This is a genomic window from Luteimonas chenhongjianii, assembly GCF_002327105.1.
In the GTDB taxonomy this organism is placed as follows: Bacteria; Pseudomonadota; Gammaproteobacteria; order Xanthomonadales; family Xanthomonadaceae; genus Luteimonas; species Luteimonas chenhongjianii.
In genome coordinates this window covers 2,564,306-2,578,737 of sequence record NZ_CP023406.1, presented here as the reverse complement: position 1 = coordinate 2,578,737, position 14,432 = coordinate 2,564,306, and the positions used below count along the sequence as shown (strand labels likewise).

Below are 14,432 nucleotides of genomic sequence, written 5' to 3'. Positions count from 1 at the left end.
GAGTAGACGCACAGCCCGATCACCAGGAGCTGCACCAGCAGAATCGGAATGCCGGGCAGAGAGCGGACCGAAGTTTCTTTCATGGGTGTTCGTCTCGGGAAGTTGAGGTTTATTGATATCAATTTGATATCAGTCATGCAAGTGCCTCCGTTGGCAGGGGCGCCGATCACGCGTCATTGCGCCGCTGCCCGCACGATGTACGACCTGCTGATTCCTGGAGCCACGATGTCCCGTCCCCGCCATTTCACGATGCTCCGCGATTTCCAGCTTGCCGACTGGTTCACGCTGGGCAACGCTTTCTGCGGCACCGGCGCGGTATTCGCCGCGATGCGTTACCTGCAGGACGGCGACCAGCGGATGCTGATGTTCGGCATGGCACTGATCCCCCTGGCCTTCATCTTCGACGTGCTCGACGGGCGGATCGCGCGCTGGCGCAAGGTGGCGTCCACGCTGGGGCGGGAACTCGACTCGCTCGCCGACGTGATCTCGTTCGGCGTCGCGCCGGCAGCGCTCGCCTACGCCTGCGGCATGCAGGGCGGATGGGACGCCGTCGTGCTGGCCGGCTTCGTCGGTTGCGGGGTCAGTCGCCTGGCCCGCTACAACGTGACCGCAGAAACGCTGTCGCAAGGCAGCGACAAAGTGAAGTACTTCGAAGGCACGCCGATCCCGTCGAGCCTGCTGCTGGTGATCCTGCTGGCGGTCGCGGCCTCGCAGGGGCGGATCGGCGATGCGCTGTGGCTGGGCGAGCTGCGCCTGGGTCCCTGGTCGTTGCATCCGCTGGTGCTGCTGTTCGCGGCATCGGGCGCGATGATGGTCAGCAAGACGCTGCGCATTCCCAAGCTTTGAGCCGTACGCGCCGTGCGGCGTTGCTATGATCGAACGCGCCTTGCAGGAGTCGACGATGTTCAACATGGGACGGGGACCCGACGCGCAGGTCGCGGATCTCGAGCAGCTGGCGCGCCGTTACTGGGATACCTGGCGCGAAGCCTTGCAGCGGACGATGCCCGGCGGCGAATCGGCCGCCAGCAGTGCATCGGGTGGGCCGGGCATGTCCGGCATGCATGACGGCGCCGCGCCATGGCGCGAGGCGATGCGCTGGTGGAGCCCGGACGCAGCGTCCCAGCACCCGGCCATGGACGCGTTCAAGCAGTTCCAGGCGACGGCCGCGCCATGGCTCGAGCGGATTGCCCAGCTCGCAACGCAGTTCGCCGGCCGGGATGCATCGCCGCAGGCGATCGCCGGCGCCTGGCGCGAAGCCTTGGGCGCCAATCCGCTCGGCCAGATGTTCGGCGCGATGCGCGGCGCCGGCGCGGAGGACTGGGCTGCCTGGCTCCAGCGCCTGCAGTCAGGCGTCAACGGTGCGGAAGGCGGCTGCGACGCGTTCTCGCTGCCGACGTTCGGCCTGATGCGCGAACATCAGGAGCGCTGGCAGAAGTCCGCACGCGCGTTCTCCGATTACCGCCAGAGCCAGCAGGCTTTCGAATCGTTGTTGATGCAGGCCTCGAGCGAAGCGTTCGGCATCTTCGAGCGCAAGCTTGGCGACCGCGATCCAGCGACGCCGATCGAGACGCCGCGCGAGCTGTTCGATCTGTGGATCGACGCCGCCGAGGAAGCCTATGCCGAAGTCGCGCTGTCGCCGGCGTTCCGGAAGGCCTACGCCGACATGGTCGCCGGGCAGATGCGCCTGCGCCAGGCGGTGCAGCGCGAGATCGAACAAGTGTGTCGCGCGCTGGACCTGCCCACGCGCACCGAACTCGATGGCGCCCACCGCAAGATCGCCGACCTCGAGCGCGCACTGCGGCGACTGCGTGATCGCCTCGACGCGCTCGACGTCCTCGACGCTGCGCAGGATCGCCCGGCGGCCGCATCGCGCGAACCGCCGCGACGCCGGGCAGGGCCAACCGTGGTCTCGGGCGCGCCTGCGGCGCAAGAGGCTACGCCAACAGCACGATCGGAAGCGCCTGCCCCCGGGCGCGTAGCGAAAAAAGGCGCGCGTGGGCCGGCAGCCGGCAAGAACGCCACGACCGCGGCGAAGAAGCCCGGGTCGACCCGGAAACAGGCCGCCCCCAAGGAGGGACTGAAGCCTGAGTCCGCCAAGCGGGCCGTCAAGCGTCCCGCATCGAAGACCGCGACCGGCGCGGGCACACGCACGTCCACCGGATCCTCCGGTCGCATCGCCGCCGTAGCGGAGCCGCCAAGGCGCGGCGCGACCGCCAAGCGCGCGGCGAAGGCGGCTCCGCCCGCGCGCAACGCAAGGGCGGCGTCCGCTGTCCGGGCACGCGCGGCGCGCGAACCGGCGCGGACGCCGAGCCGCGTCGGCGGCCTGCCCAACCAGGGGTCCGTCCCACCGATTCCGCAGGCGCCAGCGCCGCTGCAGGACCAGCGCGGCAAGCCGCGTAAAGGGAAGCGCTGAGCATGGCCGGACCTGTGCACATCACACCTGAGCGTGTGGCCGAAGAAGCCCTGCGCGTCCAGCGCAAGCTCGCCGCTGCCGCAGCCACGCTGCGCGAAGTCGGTGACTTCGACTACGGCGCGACCGAGAAGCAGGAGGTCTGGCGCGACGGCAAGGTCGTGCTCTACCGCTACGTCGGCGATAAACCACCCACCGCGCGCGTACCGCTGTTGATCGTGTACGCACTGGTCAATCGACCCTACATGGTCGACCTGCAGCATGACCGTTCCATCGTCAAAGGCCTGCTGGCGCGCGGCGAGGACGTCTATATCCTCGATTGGGGTTATCCGGACCGTTCCGATCGTTTCCTGATACTCGAGGATTACATCGAGCGCTTCCTGGGCGGCGCCGTCGACCATCTGCGCAGGGACGCCGGGCTCGATTCGATCAATCTGCTCGGCATCTGCCAGGGCGGCACCTTCGCGCTGAGCTACGCCGCGCTGCACCCCGAGCGCGTGCGCAATCTCGTCACCATGGTCACGCCGGTGGACTTCCACACCGAGGGCAACATGCTCGCGCACTGGACGCGCGACCTGGATGTCGACCTGTTCGTCGACACGCTCGGCAACGTGCCGGCCGACATGATGAACGCCTGCTACCTCACGCTGAAGCCGTGGCGCCTGCTGGTGCAGAAGTACGTCGGCGTGGTCGACATTCTCGACGATGCCGCCGCGCTCGAAGACTTCCTGCGCATGGAGAAGTGGATCTTCGATTCGCCCGACCAGGCCGGCGAGGCCTTCCGCCAGTACGTCAAGCAGTTCTACCAGGGCAACGGCTTCGTCAATGGCGGCATCGTCATCGGCGAGCGCGAGGTGCACCTGGGGATGGTGGACATGCCGGTGCTCAACATCTTCGCCGAGCAGGATCATCTGGTGCCTCCCGACGCATCGCGTGCGATGCGTGGTCTGGTCGGAACGCAGGATTATTCGGAGCTCTCGTTCCGCGGCGGTCATATCGGCATCTATGTCTCGGGCCGCGCGCAGACCCAGGTGCCCGCGGCGATCCACGACTGGCTGGCGGAGCGCGCATGAGTTCGCCGGCGCCCAGGCCCACGCTCAGTCGCGTCCGGGAGGACCGCGTGGTGGCGGGCGTGCTTGGCGGCGTCGCCCGGCGCTTCGGCTGGAACCCGACCGTCGTGCGCGCGATCTTCGTCGTGGTCTCCGTCGTGTCCGCCGCGTTTCCCGGCCTGCTGGTCTACCTGCTGCTGTGGATGCTGATGCCCGAAGGCGAGGAATGAGCAAGGCCGTGCGCGCCGTGGCCCTGGTGCTGGGTGCGCTCTGGACGGCGCCCAATACCGTGATCGGCCTCCTCGGCGGTGTCGCCGGTCTCGCATGCGGTGCGCAGGTCCATTGGCGGCCCCGGGACCTCGCCCTGGTCTTCGATCGCTGGCCGTGGGGCCCGGGAGGGGCGATCACCTTCGGCAACGTGATCCTGCATACCGGCGACGCGCTCGACGTCGTGTGCAGCACGTACGCCCAGCGGGCGGCCCCATGCGCAGACCCCGATATCGTGCTCGCCGATCACGAGCGTGCGCATGTGTTCCAGTACATGGCGCTGGGGCCGCTGTTCCTGCCGCTGTACCTGCTGTGCGGTGGGGTAAGCGTTCGCAACCGTTTCGAGCGCGCGGCAGACCGTTATGCGATGACCGGTCGCGGCTGGTGGCCCTGGCCCTGACACGTGCGGCGGTGGGCATGTCGAGCGCGTCCATCCGCCGCGGGTCGCATCCCCGAACGTTCACGTCCGATGGGCTTGGGCATGGGCCACGGCAGGCCTGTGCCCGGTTGCCGGCGGCGTGGCGATGGCAGCGGCGGCAGGCGACGCAACGCGCACCGGCGCCGGTTCCCGGCCTTGCGTCGGCCGCTTGCAAAACCGCGAGGCGCCGGCCATCGTCTGGCGGGCAGGCTTGCCTGCCGCTTTCTCTTGCCAGTGGAGTCCTGGGATGCAGTACGACCGCGATGCCGTCTCGCCGTGGGCCTTCTTCCTGCCGATCGCACTCGCGGTCATGGTCGGCAGCCTCGTCGCAGATGCACTCGGGCATCTGATGCGCGGGCGATTCGCCGAGGCGCCGGTGGCGGTGGTGGCCGAAGTTTCCCCTGCCGCCGTGGCCGCGCCCGAGCCGACGCCGCCGCCCGCACCACTGCCGCAGCCGGTGCTGCCCGAACCCGCGTTGCCGGCAGCGCCGGTGACCGAGCCGCCGCACCCCGATGCGGCCCTTCCTGCCGCCGCGCCGGCGCCCTCGGTCATCGCCGCGGTCGAAGCGCCGTCAGGCGTGGATGCGCCGCGGCGCCTGTCGGGACCGATGACCGCGCGCCAGGCCGGCGAGAGCGAAAGCTGCATCAACAACACCGTGGCCACGCGCAGTCCCAACGGCTGGGAGCAGGCGCTGGAGAACGACGCTCCGGTGCGCTGCGAAGCCAGTTCGCCCTGAGGACGCCGCGCCGCGCCGCACGGAGCCACGAGCGTTCCTGCGCATGCCTGGCAGGTGATGGGCTCAGGTGCAGAGACGGGCGAAGCCTCGCAACGTGATTGGCGCGTCGCTGCAATTCCTTTCGCCGACCGAGTTGTCTGGCGGCGCTACGGCTCTGCAGGCCCCAGCCTCTGGTGCGAAGTGCCGATCACGCGTGCGGCGGAATCGAACCTGCGTTCGTGGACCCAGAGGCATGTCCGGTCCGCGAGTACCACGGTGCTGCAGCGGGTACCGTAACGGGCATCCTCGATGAAGGCCGGCGAAAGCCGGCGCTCCAGCGGCAGGCCCACGCCGGTATCGGGCAATGCCGCGTCCGGCGCGGTACGCGTGTCGCGCAGGCCGGCAAACAGCGGTTCGACCCGCGCGGGATCGCAGTGGGACGGGAACGCTCCGGGGCCGATGCCGTCGAGCCACTCGCGCAGCGTGCGCGTCGCCAAGGTGGCCTTGGGCCAGGGCGCGTCGAAGGCGCCGTTGGACATCGCATGCAGGCCGGGCGCGACAGCCGCCGCGGCGTACTGGGGATGGTTGCCGACGTACCACAGGGCAGCACCGTCCCAGACCAGCAGGTTGAAGCGGCCATAGGTGTGGGCGGTCGCCGCCAGTTCCCGTGCGAATTCCATCGCCGGCATCTCGCCATGAACGAAATCGCGGACCAGCCAGCCACGCGAGCGCGCCGCGGTTTCGGGCTCGGCGCCGAATCGCACGTTGGTCACGGCAGCCATGCGGCGGCGGCTCGATGCGAGCAACCAACTGCCGCCCTGCACGAGATCGCGGCCGCCATAGACGGTCGGCGCGTCGGCAGCAAAGTCCGCAGCGGCGCTGGGTCGGTCGTGGAATTCGTCGCGGTTGGCGATCAGCGCCAGCGGCAGGTCGGCGCGGAAGTTCCAGGCAACGGCAATCAGGCACATGCGCGCCATGCTAGCCGAGCGCGCTGGAAAGGCCAGGGTGCAGGCGGCGGGCAACGCCCGGAAAAACGAATGGCCCGCAATCGCGGGCCATCGGCTGGTACCGGAGGCGGGACTCGAACCCGCACGCTTTTAAGGGCGGCGGATTTTGAGTCCGCTGCGTCTACCATTCCGCCACTCCGGCGCGGTCCGGGATTATAGCGGATGCGCGATGCGGCCAGTGCCGCGCGTCTTTGCATTTTTCGAACATTCGGGTCGGCATCATGCGCGGGCCGGCGCGGGGCCGGGGGTCCTGGAGGGGACATGCACGATCGAACACAGTCGCGGCAGTGGTTGGCCTGGAACCTGTCGTGGCCACCCGCGCCCGCTGCGCGCGCGCGGCGGCTGCGCATCCTGTTCGCGGTGCTGTTGCCGCTTGCCACCGGTGCCTGCGTGAGTGGGCCGACGGTCGTCCCCGCCGACGCATTGCCGGTTGCCGAACGCGAGCTTCCGGCGAACGCCGCCACCGTGCCAGCGCAGCCGAATGGCCAAGTGCGGCTGGCCAGCGGGGTGTTCCGTGTGCACCTGAGCAATATCCGCTGCGTGCGTGCGCCGTGCCCGAACGGCTACATGGTGTCCGACGTGGAAGGCCAGCCGCCGGCCCTGCGTCCCGACGTGCCGCAGCCGGTCTCGCGGATGCCCGAACGGGTCCGCTTCGATGCTGCTTCGGGCGGTGCGATCCCCGACGGTCTGGTCGACCGTGCCCACGTCGGCGACGGCATCGTCGTCAGGGGCAGGGCGTGGCTGATCGAGGGTGGTCGCACGCTGCGGATCGAAGTGGCAGAGCTGCTCGACGACTGAGCCGCGGAGTTCCCGCTAACCGGCGCCGCCTTCGTCCTCGATCCGGACCGCGTCGATCCAGGCATCGACCGAGCCCGACACCACGTCCAGCGGCAGCGCACCGTTCTCCAGCAGCACGCCGTGGAAGGCGCGCAGATCGAAGCGTCGTCCCAGGGCATGCCGCGCCTGCGCCCGAAGCGCCAGCAGCGTGTGCAAGCCGACGGTATGCGCGCAGGCCCGTCCGGGGCGCACCAGCTGACGCTGCGCCTCGTTGCGCGCCTGCGCCTGGGTCATGCCGGCGACATCGCGCAGATAGGCCTGCGCCTGCGCGAGGGTCCAGCGCTCCGAATGCAGGCCGGTATCGACGACCAGCCGCGCAGCGTGCAGCAGCTCGGCACGCAGGCGCCCGAGATCGCCCTGCGGATCGTCGTCGTAGACGCCCATCTCGACCGCCAGCCGTTCGGCATACATCGCCCAGCCCTCCGTGAAGGCGGTCGGTGCGAGGCTGCGCCGCAGTCGCGGCAGCGAGAGATGGGCCTGCGAGAGTCCCACCTGCAGATGATGTCCGGGCAGGCCGTTGTGGTAGACCAGCGTGGGCAGGCCGCCATCGGGCAGATCGCGCAACTGGGCCGCGTCGAGCATCAGGGTGCCGGGCCGCACGTCGCCGCCGGGCGGGATGTAGTAGACCGGCGCCGGCGCTTCGTCACCGGCCGTCACCAGCTGCACCTCGAGCGGTTGGGTCGGTGATGCGGCGAAATAGCGCGGCAGCAGCGCTGCCATCGTTTCGAGCCGCGCCTGTACCGCGGCCCGCACTGCCTCGGGCGTCGCCTGGGGCATCTCCGCGTGGCCGGCCGCCGGTGTCGCGGCCAGTGCGGTCACCGCGGCATCGTCCGCGATCACCGCGTTCTCCGGCAGCGTCAGGCGATTGCGGACGATCGCAGCCATTTCCTCGCGGATGCGGCGCACTTCGGCATGACCCAGGGCGTGCAGCTGTGCCGCATCGAGGCCCACACCGGTGTTCCAGCGCAGCGCCGCGGCGTAATACGCCGCGCCATCGGGCAGCGCCCAGACGCCGTCGTCGGCATCCTGGACGGCAATCGCGGCTTCGATCCGGGAGAGCAGGCGGCCATAGGCGGGCAGCGTCGCGGCCTCGATGGCCGAACGTGCGTCGCGCAGCAGTTCTTCGCGCAGCGGCGCATCGATGCCTTGGGCGGTGTCGAGCTTGCGGGCCAGCGTGGTGAGGAACGGGCTGCCGTCCACGCCCACGCGCATGAGGTCGCGGATCTGCAGGGCCGCACCTTCCAGGGCCACACGCGGTGGCACCACGCCGTGGTGTGCCTGCAAGTCGAGGTTGTCGCGCACCTGGTCGAGCTTGGTCGCCACCGCATGCAGGCGCGCCACGTAGTTGCGCGCTTCGGCGGCGCCGTTGACCGGCTGCGCACTGGCGAAGAAGCCCGGCAGTGCCATCGGGATGCTCGAGAGCTGGTCGACCGCGTAGGGATTGGTGGCCAGGGGCAGCCACGCCGGCGACCAGTCGAACGCCAGCAGATCGGCCTGGCTGCGATAGAACCAGCGGGCCATCCCGATGGTGCGCTGCTGTTGCGGCGCGAACGCCTCGTCATCGATGTCGTCGAGCGCGGCGAGGTTGGTGGCCAGCGCGTTGCGCAGCTCGGCGCGGCGCAGCAGCGAGGCGTCGGTCAGGCGACCTGCAGCGACGCGCGCGTCGGGGCCATCCATGCCGAGCACCGTCATGGCCTCTGGATCGTTGGCGAGCAGGGCGTCGAACTGGGCGTCGACGAGCTGATCGACGGCACCGCCGTCGGCGTCGGGCACGGAAGTGGACTGTCCGCAGGCGGCCATCAGGGCGGCCAGTGCGACGGTCAGCAGCGATCGGGACATCGGCCTCGCAGGGGAGTGACAGGAACCGGCGCCACTGTAGCGGCTGCGCGCGCAGGGCGCCCCCCCGTGTTCACATCCAGGCCTCAGTCCGTCGCATCGGCCGGCAGGGCATCGTCGAAGCGCTGATACCAGTCGTCGTCCAGCGGGCGGTAGCGGGCGCAATGCTCGATCGGCGCCTGGTAGACGTGCAGGGACACCGCCACGGCGTCCGGGCTGGCGTTATGGATCGTGTGGTACTCGTGCGGCGGAATCAGGCTGCCGGCGCTGCCCGTGCCGGCCTGCATGCCACCGGCTGCGCGGAAGCGCGCCCGGTCGCCGGCGGAGTCGAGCAGTTCGTACTGGGTGATCTCAAGCGCGCCGCGCCAGATTCCCTCGACGCACCACAGGCCGTCGTGGTCGTGGATCGGTGTGCCCTGGCCGGGCGCCCAGGTCATCGCGACCACGCTGTAGCCGTGCGCCGGACTGCGGTAGAGCTCGCGCCGGGCGTAATGCCCTTCCACCGGCGCATGGACGCAGGCCGGCAGTTCCACCGCGGGGTCGCGGATCAGCCTGCACATCGCAGTGCGAAGCGTGGCGGTGACCGCATGGGCGTCGCCGGCGGCGAGCGCGGCATCGATCGCCGCGACCAGCCGCTCTCGACCGGGGAAGGCGACGTCGGGAAATACGGGGGCAGGGTGCTGTGACATGGGGCGAGTCTAACGGTCGCCGCGTGCGACCGCAGGCGGCAGTGCTTCGAGGAATCCCGCCACTGCAGGCCCGAAGCGGGCGATGTCGACAAGGAAGGCGTCGTGGCCCTGGGGGGACTCGAGCGGCAGGAAGTGCGCGTCGACCCCGCCCGCGCGCAGGCCGTCGGCGATCTGCTGCTGTTGCTGCAGCGGAAACAGGATGTCGGTCTGCACGCCGATCGCCAGCGCGCGTTCCATGCGCAGGCTCGCCAGACCCGCCTCGGTGTCCGCGCCGCAGCTCTCGCCGATGTCGAACCAGTCCATCGATCGGCTCAGATAGAGGTAACAGTTGGGATCGAAGCGCCGCACGAAACGCCGTGCATGGCCTTCGAGGTAACTCTCGACCTCGAACTCGAGTCCGAACGGGTCCTCGTCGTCGCGGCGATCGGAATCCAGGCGCACGCGACCGAACCGGCCGTCCCACTCCAGTGCCGAGCGGTAGGTGATGACGCCCAGCTTGCGGGCCATGCGCATGCCGCTTTCGGGATAGTCGGCCTCGGTGTAGTTGCCGCCGTTCCATTTCGGATCCAGGCGGATCGCCTCGCGCTGCAGCGAGCGGATCGCGATCGAGAACGGCAGTGCGCGCGCCGCGCCGCAGATGTTGATGTGGCTGCGCGCGATCCCCGGATGGCGCGCCAGCAGGGCGAGCGCGGTCATGCCCCCCATCGAATTGCCGATCACGCAGGCGAGCCGCTCGATGCCGAGCGCGCGTACCACGTGGGCGGCGGCATCGGCGCCGTCCTCGATCGAAAGTTCCGGAAAGCCGAGCCGGTAGAGTTCACCGGTAGTGGGATCGATCGAGGCCGGACCGGTCGAGCCCTTGCAGCTGCCGAGCGAGTTCACGCAGATGACAAACCAGCGATCGGTATCGATGGCCTTGCCGGGGCCGAGCATCTGCTCCCACCAGCCGGGGGACGGGTCGTCATCATGGCTGGCGGCGTGCGCGTCGGGCGAGAGTCCGGTGACGATCAGCACCGCGTTGCTGCGCGCGGGATCGGGGTGTCCCCAGGTCTCGTAGGCCATGCGCGCGCCGCTGAGCGCGCCGCCACGTTTCATCGGAAAAGGCGAGGGCAGATCGACGAAGCGGCTGCCGGGCGGAATGAATTCGGTCATGTGCAGTGGCCACGCACGCGCGCGCCATTCGAGTCCGTAATGCGGAAGAGTCGCCAATATCACGACGCGTTCGAGGATACGCCAATGCCCGCGGGTGATCGGAACCCGGTTGGCTCAGGGCGCCTGGCGACTGATCACCAGCTCCACCGGCGCGTCGACCGGCAGCGCGACCCGCACAGCTGCCGATTCCGCATCGCCGTCCGCGCGCGCGGCATCGCCGCTGCGGGAGATGCGCGCGAGGATCTCTACCGCGCGGAGTGCCGAAAGCGGCTGGGTCGGCATCGGGCTGTCCGCATCGCCGAGCACGATGTCCAGCGGCAGGGCGCTGACAGGATGCCGCTGCACGGCGACCGGCATCGGCGGGCCGCCTGCCTGGCGCGCGATGACGAAGACCACCGCGTCGGCGGGTGGTGGCGCAGCGGCAGGGTCCAGACGCACCCGCACGCGGACCTCGTGTGTGCTCGCGGTTGCCGGGGCCGCCGGGGCCGCCGGGGCCGGAAGCCCGGCGGCCTCGCGCGCGACCGCGATCTGCTCGCGCAATGCATCGGCGGCCGCGCCGTCGAGCAGGGCCAGCAGCGGCGTCCATGTGGCGACCGCGCCGGCATCGTCACCAGCCTGGCGCTGGGCGATCCCCAGATACCAGCGGGCATGCTGGTGGTCGGGATTGCGCGCGAGCACCTCGCGCAGAGCCTGCACTGCCGTCGCATCGAAACGCCTGTCTGGCGCAGCGCGCGCGCGGGCCTGCGCGGCTTCGACCTGGAGCGCATCGTCGTCGGGCAGCAGCAGCGCTGCTCGTGCGAAGGCGTCACGGGATGCGTCGAAACGCTCCAGGCCGGCATACGCGCGCCCCAGCAGCTGCCAGCCTTCGGGCTGGCGAGGATCGCGCTGGAGGTCGGCTTCGAGCCGTGCGATCGCGTCCTCGAGCGAATCGGGTGCGCGTCGTTGTTCCGGGTCGAGCGCCTGCGGGGTGCCGACGATCGCATACAGGCCGCCCACGAGTATCGGCACCAGCAGGGCCACGGCGACCGCGACGCGCGGGGCACCGGCGCGCAGCGCGTATGCCAGCGCCGCCATCGTGGCCAGCGTCAGCAACGACGCGAGGACTGCGAACAGCGCCATCACCAGGTCTCCGTGTCGTCGGGGGGCAGCGGCCTGTCCGGGCGACGGGACGCGACCACGCGCCAGATCACCACGCCGCCCGCCCCCAGAAGCAACAGCGGCCCGAACCAGAGCAGCCAGGTTGCCGGTCCCACCTGCGGCCGGTACAGCACGAAGGCGCCATAGCGCGCGACGAGATGGGACTTGATCGCGGCATCGTCCATTCCCTGGCGCATCAGTTCGAGCACCTCGCGGCGCAAGTCGTGGGCGATCTGCGCATTGGAATCGGCCAGCGACTGGTTCTGGCACATCACGCAGCGCAGCTCGGCGACCATGCGGTGGAAGCGACGTTCCTCGGAAGCGCTCTCGAAGTGCAGCGGCGTGGCATCCGCTGCGACCTGCGCGCGCGCATCCGGCGGCCATGCCAGACCGATCAGGATCGCGAGCAGCAACGCGCGGATCATCGGATGTCGAGCCGGTCGAGCTGGCGCAGCAGCTGGTCGCGCACGACGGCATCGGTCATCGGACCCACGTGCTTCCAGACGATGATCCCGTCGCCATCGACGAGAAAGGTCTCCGGCGCGCCGTAGATGCCCCAGTCGATCGCCGCGCGGCCGTCGTAATCGGCCAGCACCAGCGCATAGGGATTGCCGAACTGCGCCAGCCAGCGCGTGGCGTCCTCGGGCTCGTCCTTCCAGTTGAAGCCGATGACGGGGAGGCGCTGCGTCCTCGCGAAAGCCTCGATCACGGCGTGTTCCTCGCGGCAGCCCGGGCACCAGCTGCCCCAGACGTTGAGCAGGTACGGCGCGCCGCGCAGATCGTCCCCGGAGACAAGGCGTTCGGGCTCGCCGAGCACAGGCAGCACGAAGGCCGGCGCGAGTTTGCCGATCAGTGGCGAGGGCAGGGCATTGCGATCGGGATCGCGGCTCAGCCATACGCCCGCCGCGAGCAGGCTCAGGATCGCCCCGAACACGATCAGCGGCAGCCAGCGCGCACGCGCGCTGCGGGAACCCGGCGCGCTCATGCGGCCTCCTGCCGGGGTGGGCGCCGGAAGCGGCGGTCGGCGGCGGTCACGAACCCGCCCAGCGCCATCAGGAACGCGCCGGCCCAGACCCAGCGCACGAAGGGTTTGATGTGCACGCGCACCGCCCAGGCGCCGGCGCCAAGCGGCTCGCCGAGCGCGACGTAGACATCGCGCAGCACGCCGGCGCGGATCGCCGTCTCCGTCATCACCTGACCGCCGCTGACATAGGTGCGTTTTTCGGGGTGCAGGGTGGCGACCAGCCGGTCGTCCCGGTACATGCGCACGGTGCCGCGGTCTGCTTCGTAGTTCGGGCCGACGTGATGCGTGACCCCCTCGAGCACGAACGAATCACGGCCGATGTCGAGGGACTGGCCCGGCAGCATCGCCACTTCCCGTTGGATGGCCAGCGCCTCGACCAGCAGCGCACCGGCCAGGAACGCCGCGATTCCGAGGTGCCCGAGCACCATGCCGGTCATTTCCGCGCCCATCCTGCCGCCGGGCGCGCGCAGGCGAGCCCAGACGAAACGCAACGTGCCCGCACCCACCCAGACCGCGCCGGCCACGCCCATGGCGACTTTCCAGGGTCCCTGCGGCGCCGCGAAGAACGCGAGCACGGCGGCGACCAGGGCCAGTACGGCCCACGGCAGCAGCATGCGCAGCGGGCGCGAGGCATCCTCGTTCTGCCAGCGGGTCAGCGGGCCGAACGGCAGCAACAGCACCAGCGGCGCCATCAGCAGCAGGAACAGCAGTCCGAAATACGGCGGGCCCACCGAGATCTTGCCCAGATCCAGCGCGTCGGCCAGCAGCGGGTACAGCGTGCCGAGCAGCACCATCGCGCAGGCCGCGACCAGTAGCAGGTTGTTGGCCAGCAGCAAGGTCTCGCGCGAGGTCGCCGAGAAGGGCTTGCCGCCCTGGCCATCGGGCGCGCGCAGGGCATAGAGCAGCAGCGAACCACCGACGACCAGACCGAGGAATACCAGGATGAACAGACCGCGGGTGGGATCGGCGGCGAAGCTGTGCACGCTGGTCAGCACCCCCGAGCGCACCAGGAACGCGCCGAGCAGCGACAGCGAAAATGTGGCGATCGCCAGCAGCAGGGTCCAGCCGTGGAAGCTGCCGCGCTTTTCGGTCACGGCCTGGGAATGGATCAGCGCTGCGCCGGCGAGCCAGGGCATGAAGCTCGCGTTCTCGACCGGATCCCAGAACCACCAGCCGCCCCAGCCGAGTTCGTAGTAGGCCCACCACGAGCCGAGGGCGATCCCGAGCGTCAGGAACCCCCAGGCGACATTGGTCCATGGCCGCGTCCAGCGCAGCCAATGGGCGTCGACCTTGCCGTCAAGCAGGGCCGCGATCGCGAATGCGAACGGCACCATGAAACCCGAGTAGCCGATGTAGAGCAGCGGCGGGTGCACGATCATGCCCGGGTCCTGCAGCAGCGGGTTCAGATCGCGCCCTTCGAGGGGCATCGGCAGGATGCGTTCGAACGGGTTGCTGGTGAAGATCAGAAACGCGAGAAAGCCCAGGCACACTGCGCCCATGATCGCCAGGACGCGGGCGAGCACCACGTCGGGCAGGGAGCGCGAGAACCAGGCTACCGCCGCATTCCAGCACGCCAGCACGAACACCCACAGCAGCAGCGAGCCTTCGTGCCCACCCCACACCGCGGTGAAGCGGTAGACCAGCGGCAGCAGCGAATTGGAGTTCTCGGCGACATAGCGCACCGAGAAGTCCTGTTGCACGAACGCGGCCGTCAGGATCGCCCAGGCGATCAGGGTCAGCGTCCATTGCGCATACGCGGCCGGGCGTGCGGTCGCCATCCAGGACGCGAGACCACGCTGTGCGCCGAGCAGCGGCAGCAGCGCCTGCAGCGCCGCGGCAACGAGCGCCAGCAGCAGCGCGATCTGGCCGAGTTCAGGCAGCATCGACGACT

The 14,432-nt window shown here is 69.8% G+C and carries 15 protein-coding genes and 1 tRNA gene; 7 read left to right on the top strand and 9 right to left on the bottom strand.

Annotated features, from left to right (window positions below; translation table 11 throughout):
* Positions 1–225 precede the first annotated feature (225 nt).
* The 6 genes from CNR27_RS11745 to CNR27_RS11720 all read left to right on the top strand — a co-directional run bounded on the left by CNR27_RS11745 (position 226) and on the right by CNR27_RS11720 (position 4,880).
* On the top strand, positions 226–846 hold the full coding sequence (locus tag CNR27_RS11745) for a CDP-alcohol phosphatidyltransferase family protein (protein WP_096300607.1): 621 nt from the start codon (positions 226–228) through the stop codon (positions 844–846).
* 25 nt (positions 847–871) lie between these two features.
* Positions 872–2,413, top strand: coding sequence for a poly(R)-hydroxyalkanoic acid synthase subunit PhaE (locus CNR27_RS11740; RefSeq protein ID WP_096298988.1), 1,542 nt, complete (start codon positions 872–874; stop codon positions 2,411–2,413).
* Between the two features lie 2 nt (positions 2,414–2,415).
* Positions 2,416–3,483: a class III poly(R)-hydroxyalkanoic acid synthase subunit PhaC gene (gene phaC, locus CNR27_RS11735; RefSeq protein WP_096298986.1), complete on the top strand. Its 1,068-nt coding sequence runs from the start codon at positions 2,416–2,418 to the stop codon at positions 3,481–3,483.
* Positions 3,480–3,689: a PspC domain-containing protein gene (locus tag CNR27_RS11730; RefSeq protein ID WP_096298982.1), complete on the top strand. Its 210-nt coding sequence runs from the start codon at positions 3,480–3,482 to the stop codon at positions 3,687–3,689. The genes phaC and CNR27_RS11730 overlap by 4 nt, the downstream gene beginning before the upstream one ends.
* Complete coding sequence (locus tag CNR27_RS11725; protein WP_096298981.1) at positions 3,686–4,126, top strand: hypothetical protein; 441 nt, start codon at positions 3,686–3,688, stop codon at positions 4,124–4,126. Before CNR27_RS11730 ends, CNR27_RS11725 begins: the two co-directional genes overlap by 4 nt.
* A gap of 265 nt (positions 4,127–4,391) precedes the next feature.
* The gene (locus tag CNR27_RS11720; protein ID WP_096298980.1) at positions 4,392–4,880 is read left to right on the top strand and encodes a hypothetical protein; all 489 of its coding nucleotides are present in this window, start codon (positions 4,392–4,394) and stop codon (positions 4,878–4,880) included.
* Positions 4,881–5,026: 146 nt separating this feature from the next.
* Here CNR27_RS11720 and CNR27_RS11715 read toward each other — a convergent pair whose 3' ends face one another.
* Together CNR27_RS11715 and CNR27_RS11710 are read right to left on the bottom strand one after the other, a co-directional pair.
* Positions 5,027–5,827, bottom strand: coding sequence for an NRDE family protein (locus tag CNR27_RS11715; RefSeq protein ID WP_157745440.1), 801 nt, complete (start codon positions 5,825–5,827; stop codon positions 5,027–5,029).
* 95 nt (positions 5,828–5,922) lie between these two features.
* Positions 5,923–6,008, bottom strand: a tRNA-Leu gene (locus CNR27_RS11710).
* A gap of 119 nt (positions 6,009–6,127) precedes the next feature.
* Here CNR27_RS11710 and CNR27_RS11705 point away from each other — a divergent pair.
* The gene (locus CNR27_RS11705; RefSeq protein ID WP_157745437.1) at positions 6,128–6,664 is read left to right on the top strand and encodes a hypothetical protein; all 537 of its coding nucleotides are present in this window, start codon (positions 6,128–6,130) and stop codon (positions 6,662–6,664) included.
* A 15-nt stretch (positions 6,665–6,679) separates the two neighbouring features.
* Here CNR27_RS11705 and CNR27_RS11700 read toward each other — a convergent pair whose 3' ends face one another.
* The 7 genes from CNR27_RS11700 to CNR27_RS11670 form a co-directional block, all read right to left on the bottom strand.
* A complete protein-coding gene (locus CNR27_RS11700; protein WP_096298977.1) occupies positions 6,680–8,542 on the bottom strand; it encodes a DUF885 domain-containing protein in 1,863 nt (620 codons plus the stop codon).
* Between the two features lie 83 nt (positions 8,543–8,625).
* The gene (locus tag CNR27_RS11695; RefSeq protein ID WP_096298976.1) at positions 8,626–9,228 is read right to left on the bottom strand and encodes a cysteine dioxygenase family protein; all 603 of its coding nucleotides are present in this window, start codon (positions 9,226–9,228) and stop codon (positions 8,626–8,628) included.
* A 9-nt stretch (positions 9,229–9,237) separates the two neighbouring features.
* Complete coding sequence (gene metX, locus CNR27_RS11690; protein WP_096298975.1) at positions 9,238–10,380, bottom strand: homoserine O-acetyltransferase MetX; 1,143 nt, start codon at positions 10,378–10,380, stop codon at positions 9,238–9,240.
* A 114-nt stretch (positions 10,381–10,494) separates the two neighbouring features.
* Entirely contained in the window at positions 10,495–11,499 is a 1,005-nt protein-coding gene (locus CNR27_RS11685; protein ID WP_096298974.1) for a tetratricopeptide repeat protein, read from the bottom strand.
* Positions 11,499–11,942 carry a cytochrome c-type biogenesis protein gene (locus CNR27_RS11680; protein ID WP_096298973.1) on the bottom strand — a complete coding sequence of 148 codons (444 nt, stop codon included), beginning with the start codon at positions 11,940–11,942 and terminating at the stop codon, positions 11,499–11,501. The genes CNR27_RS11685 and CNR27_RS11680 overlap by 1 nt, the downstream gene beginning before the upstream one ends.
* The gene (locus CNR27_RS11675) at positions 11,939–12,502 is read right to left on the bottom strand and encodes a DsbE family thiol:disulfide interchange protein (protein WP_096298971.1); all 564 of its coding nucleotides are present in this window, start codon (positions 12,500–12,502) and stop codon (positions 11,939–11,941) included. Before CNR27_RS11675 ends, CNR27_RS11680 begins: the two co-directional genes overlap by 4 nt.
* The gene (locus tag CNR27_RS11670; RefSeq protein WP_096298969.1) at positions 12,499–14,424 is read right to left on the bottom strand and encodes a heme lyase CcmF/NrfE family subunit; all 1,926 of its coding nucleotides are present in this window, start codon (positions 14,422–14,424) and stop codon (positions 12,499–12,501) included. The genes CNR27_RS11675 and CNR27_RS11670 overlap by 4 nt, the downstream gene beginning before the upstream one ends.
* Positions 14,425–14,432: the final 8 nt, after the last annotated feature.

Excerpts from the sequence above, each read along its gene's own strand:
- CNR27_RS11745 (WP_096300607.1), top strand. The coding sequence starts at position 226 with ATGTCCCGTCCCCGCCATTTCACGATGCTCCGCGATTTCCAGCTTGCC.
- CNR27_RS11740 (WP_096298988.1), top strand. The coding sequence starts at position 872 with ATGATCGAACGCGCCTTGCAGGAGTCGACGATGTTCAACATGGGACGG.
- phaC (WP_096298986.1), top strand. The coding sequence starts at position 2,416 with ATGGCCGGACCTGTGCACATCACACCTGAGCGTGTGGCCGAAGAAGCC.
- CNR27_RS11730 (WP_096298982.1), top strand. The coding sequence starts at position 3,480 with ATGAGTTCGCCGGCGCCCAGGCCCACGCTCAGTCGCGTCCGGGAGGAC.
- CNR27_RS11725 (WP_096298981.1), top strand. The coding sequence starts at position 3,686 with ATGAGCAAGGCCGTGCGCGCCGTGGCCCTGGTGCTGGGTGCGCTCTGG.
- CNR27_RS11720 (WP_096298980.1), top strand. The coding sequence starts at position 4,392 with ATGCAGTACGACCGCGATGCCGTCTCGCCGTGGGCCTTCTTCCTGCCG.
- CNR27_RS11715 (WP_157745440.1), bottom strand. The coding sequence starts at position 5,827 with ATGTGCCTGATTGCCGTTGCCTGGAACTTCCGCGCCGACCTGCCGCTG.
- CNR27_RS11705 (WP_157745437.1), top strand. The coding sequence starts at position 6,128 with ATGCACGATCGAACACAGTCGCGGCAGTGGTTGGCCTGGAACCTGTCG.
- CNR27_RS11700 (WP_096298977.1), bottom strand. The coding sequence starts at position 8,542 with ATGTCCCGATCGCTGCTGACCGTCGCACTGGCCGCCCTGATGGCCGCC.
- CNR27_RS11695 (WP_096298976.1), bottom strand. The coding sequence starts at position 9,228 with ATGTCACAGCACCCTGCCCCCGTATTTCCCGACGTCGCCTTCCCCGGT.
- metX (WP_096298975.1), bottom strand. The coding sequence starts at position 10,380 with ATGACCGAATTCATTCCGCCCGGCAGCCGCTTCGTCGATCTGCCCTCG.
- CNR27_RS11685 (WP_096298974.1), bottom strand. The coding sequence starts at position 11,499 with ATGGCGCTGTTCGCAGTCCTCGCGTCGTTGCTGACGCTGGCCACGATG.
- CNR27_RS11680 (WP_096298973.1), bottom strand. The coding sequence starts at position 11,942 with ATGATCCGCGCGTTGCTGCTCGCGATCCTGATCGGTCTGGCATGGCCG.
- CNR27_RS11675 (WP_096298971.1), bottom strand. The coding sequence starts at position 12,502 with ATGAGCGCGCCGGGTTCCCGCAGCGCGCGTGCGCGCTGGCTGCCGCTG.
- CNR27_RS11670 (WP_096298969.1), bottom strand. The coding sequence starts at position 14,424 with ATGCTGCCTGAACTCGGCCAGATCGCGCTGCTGCTGGCGCTCGTTGCC.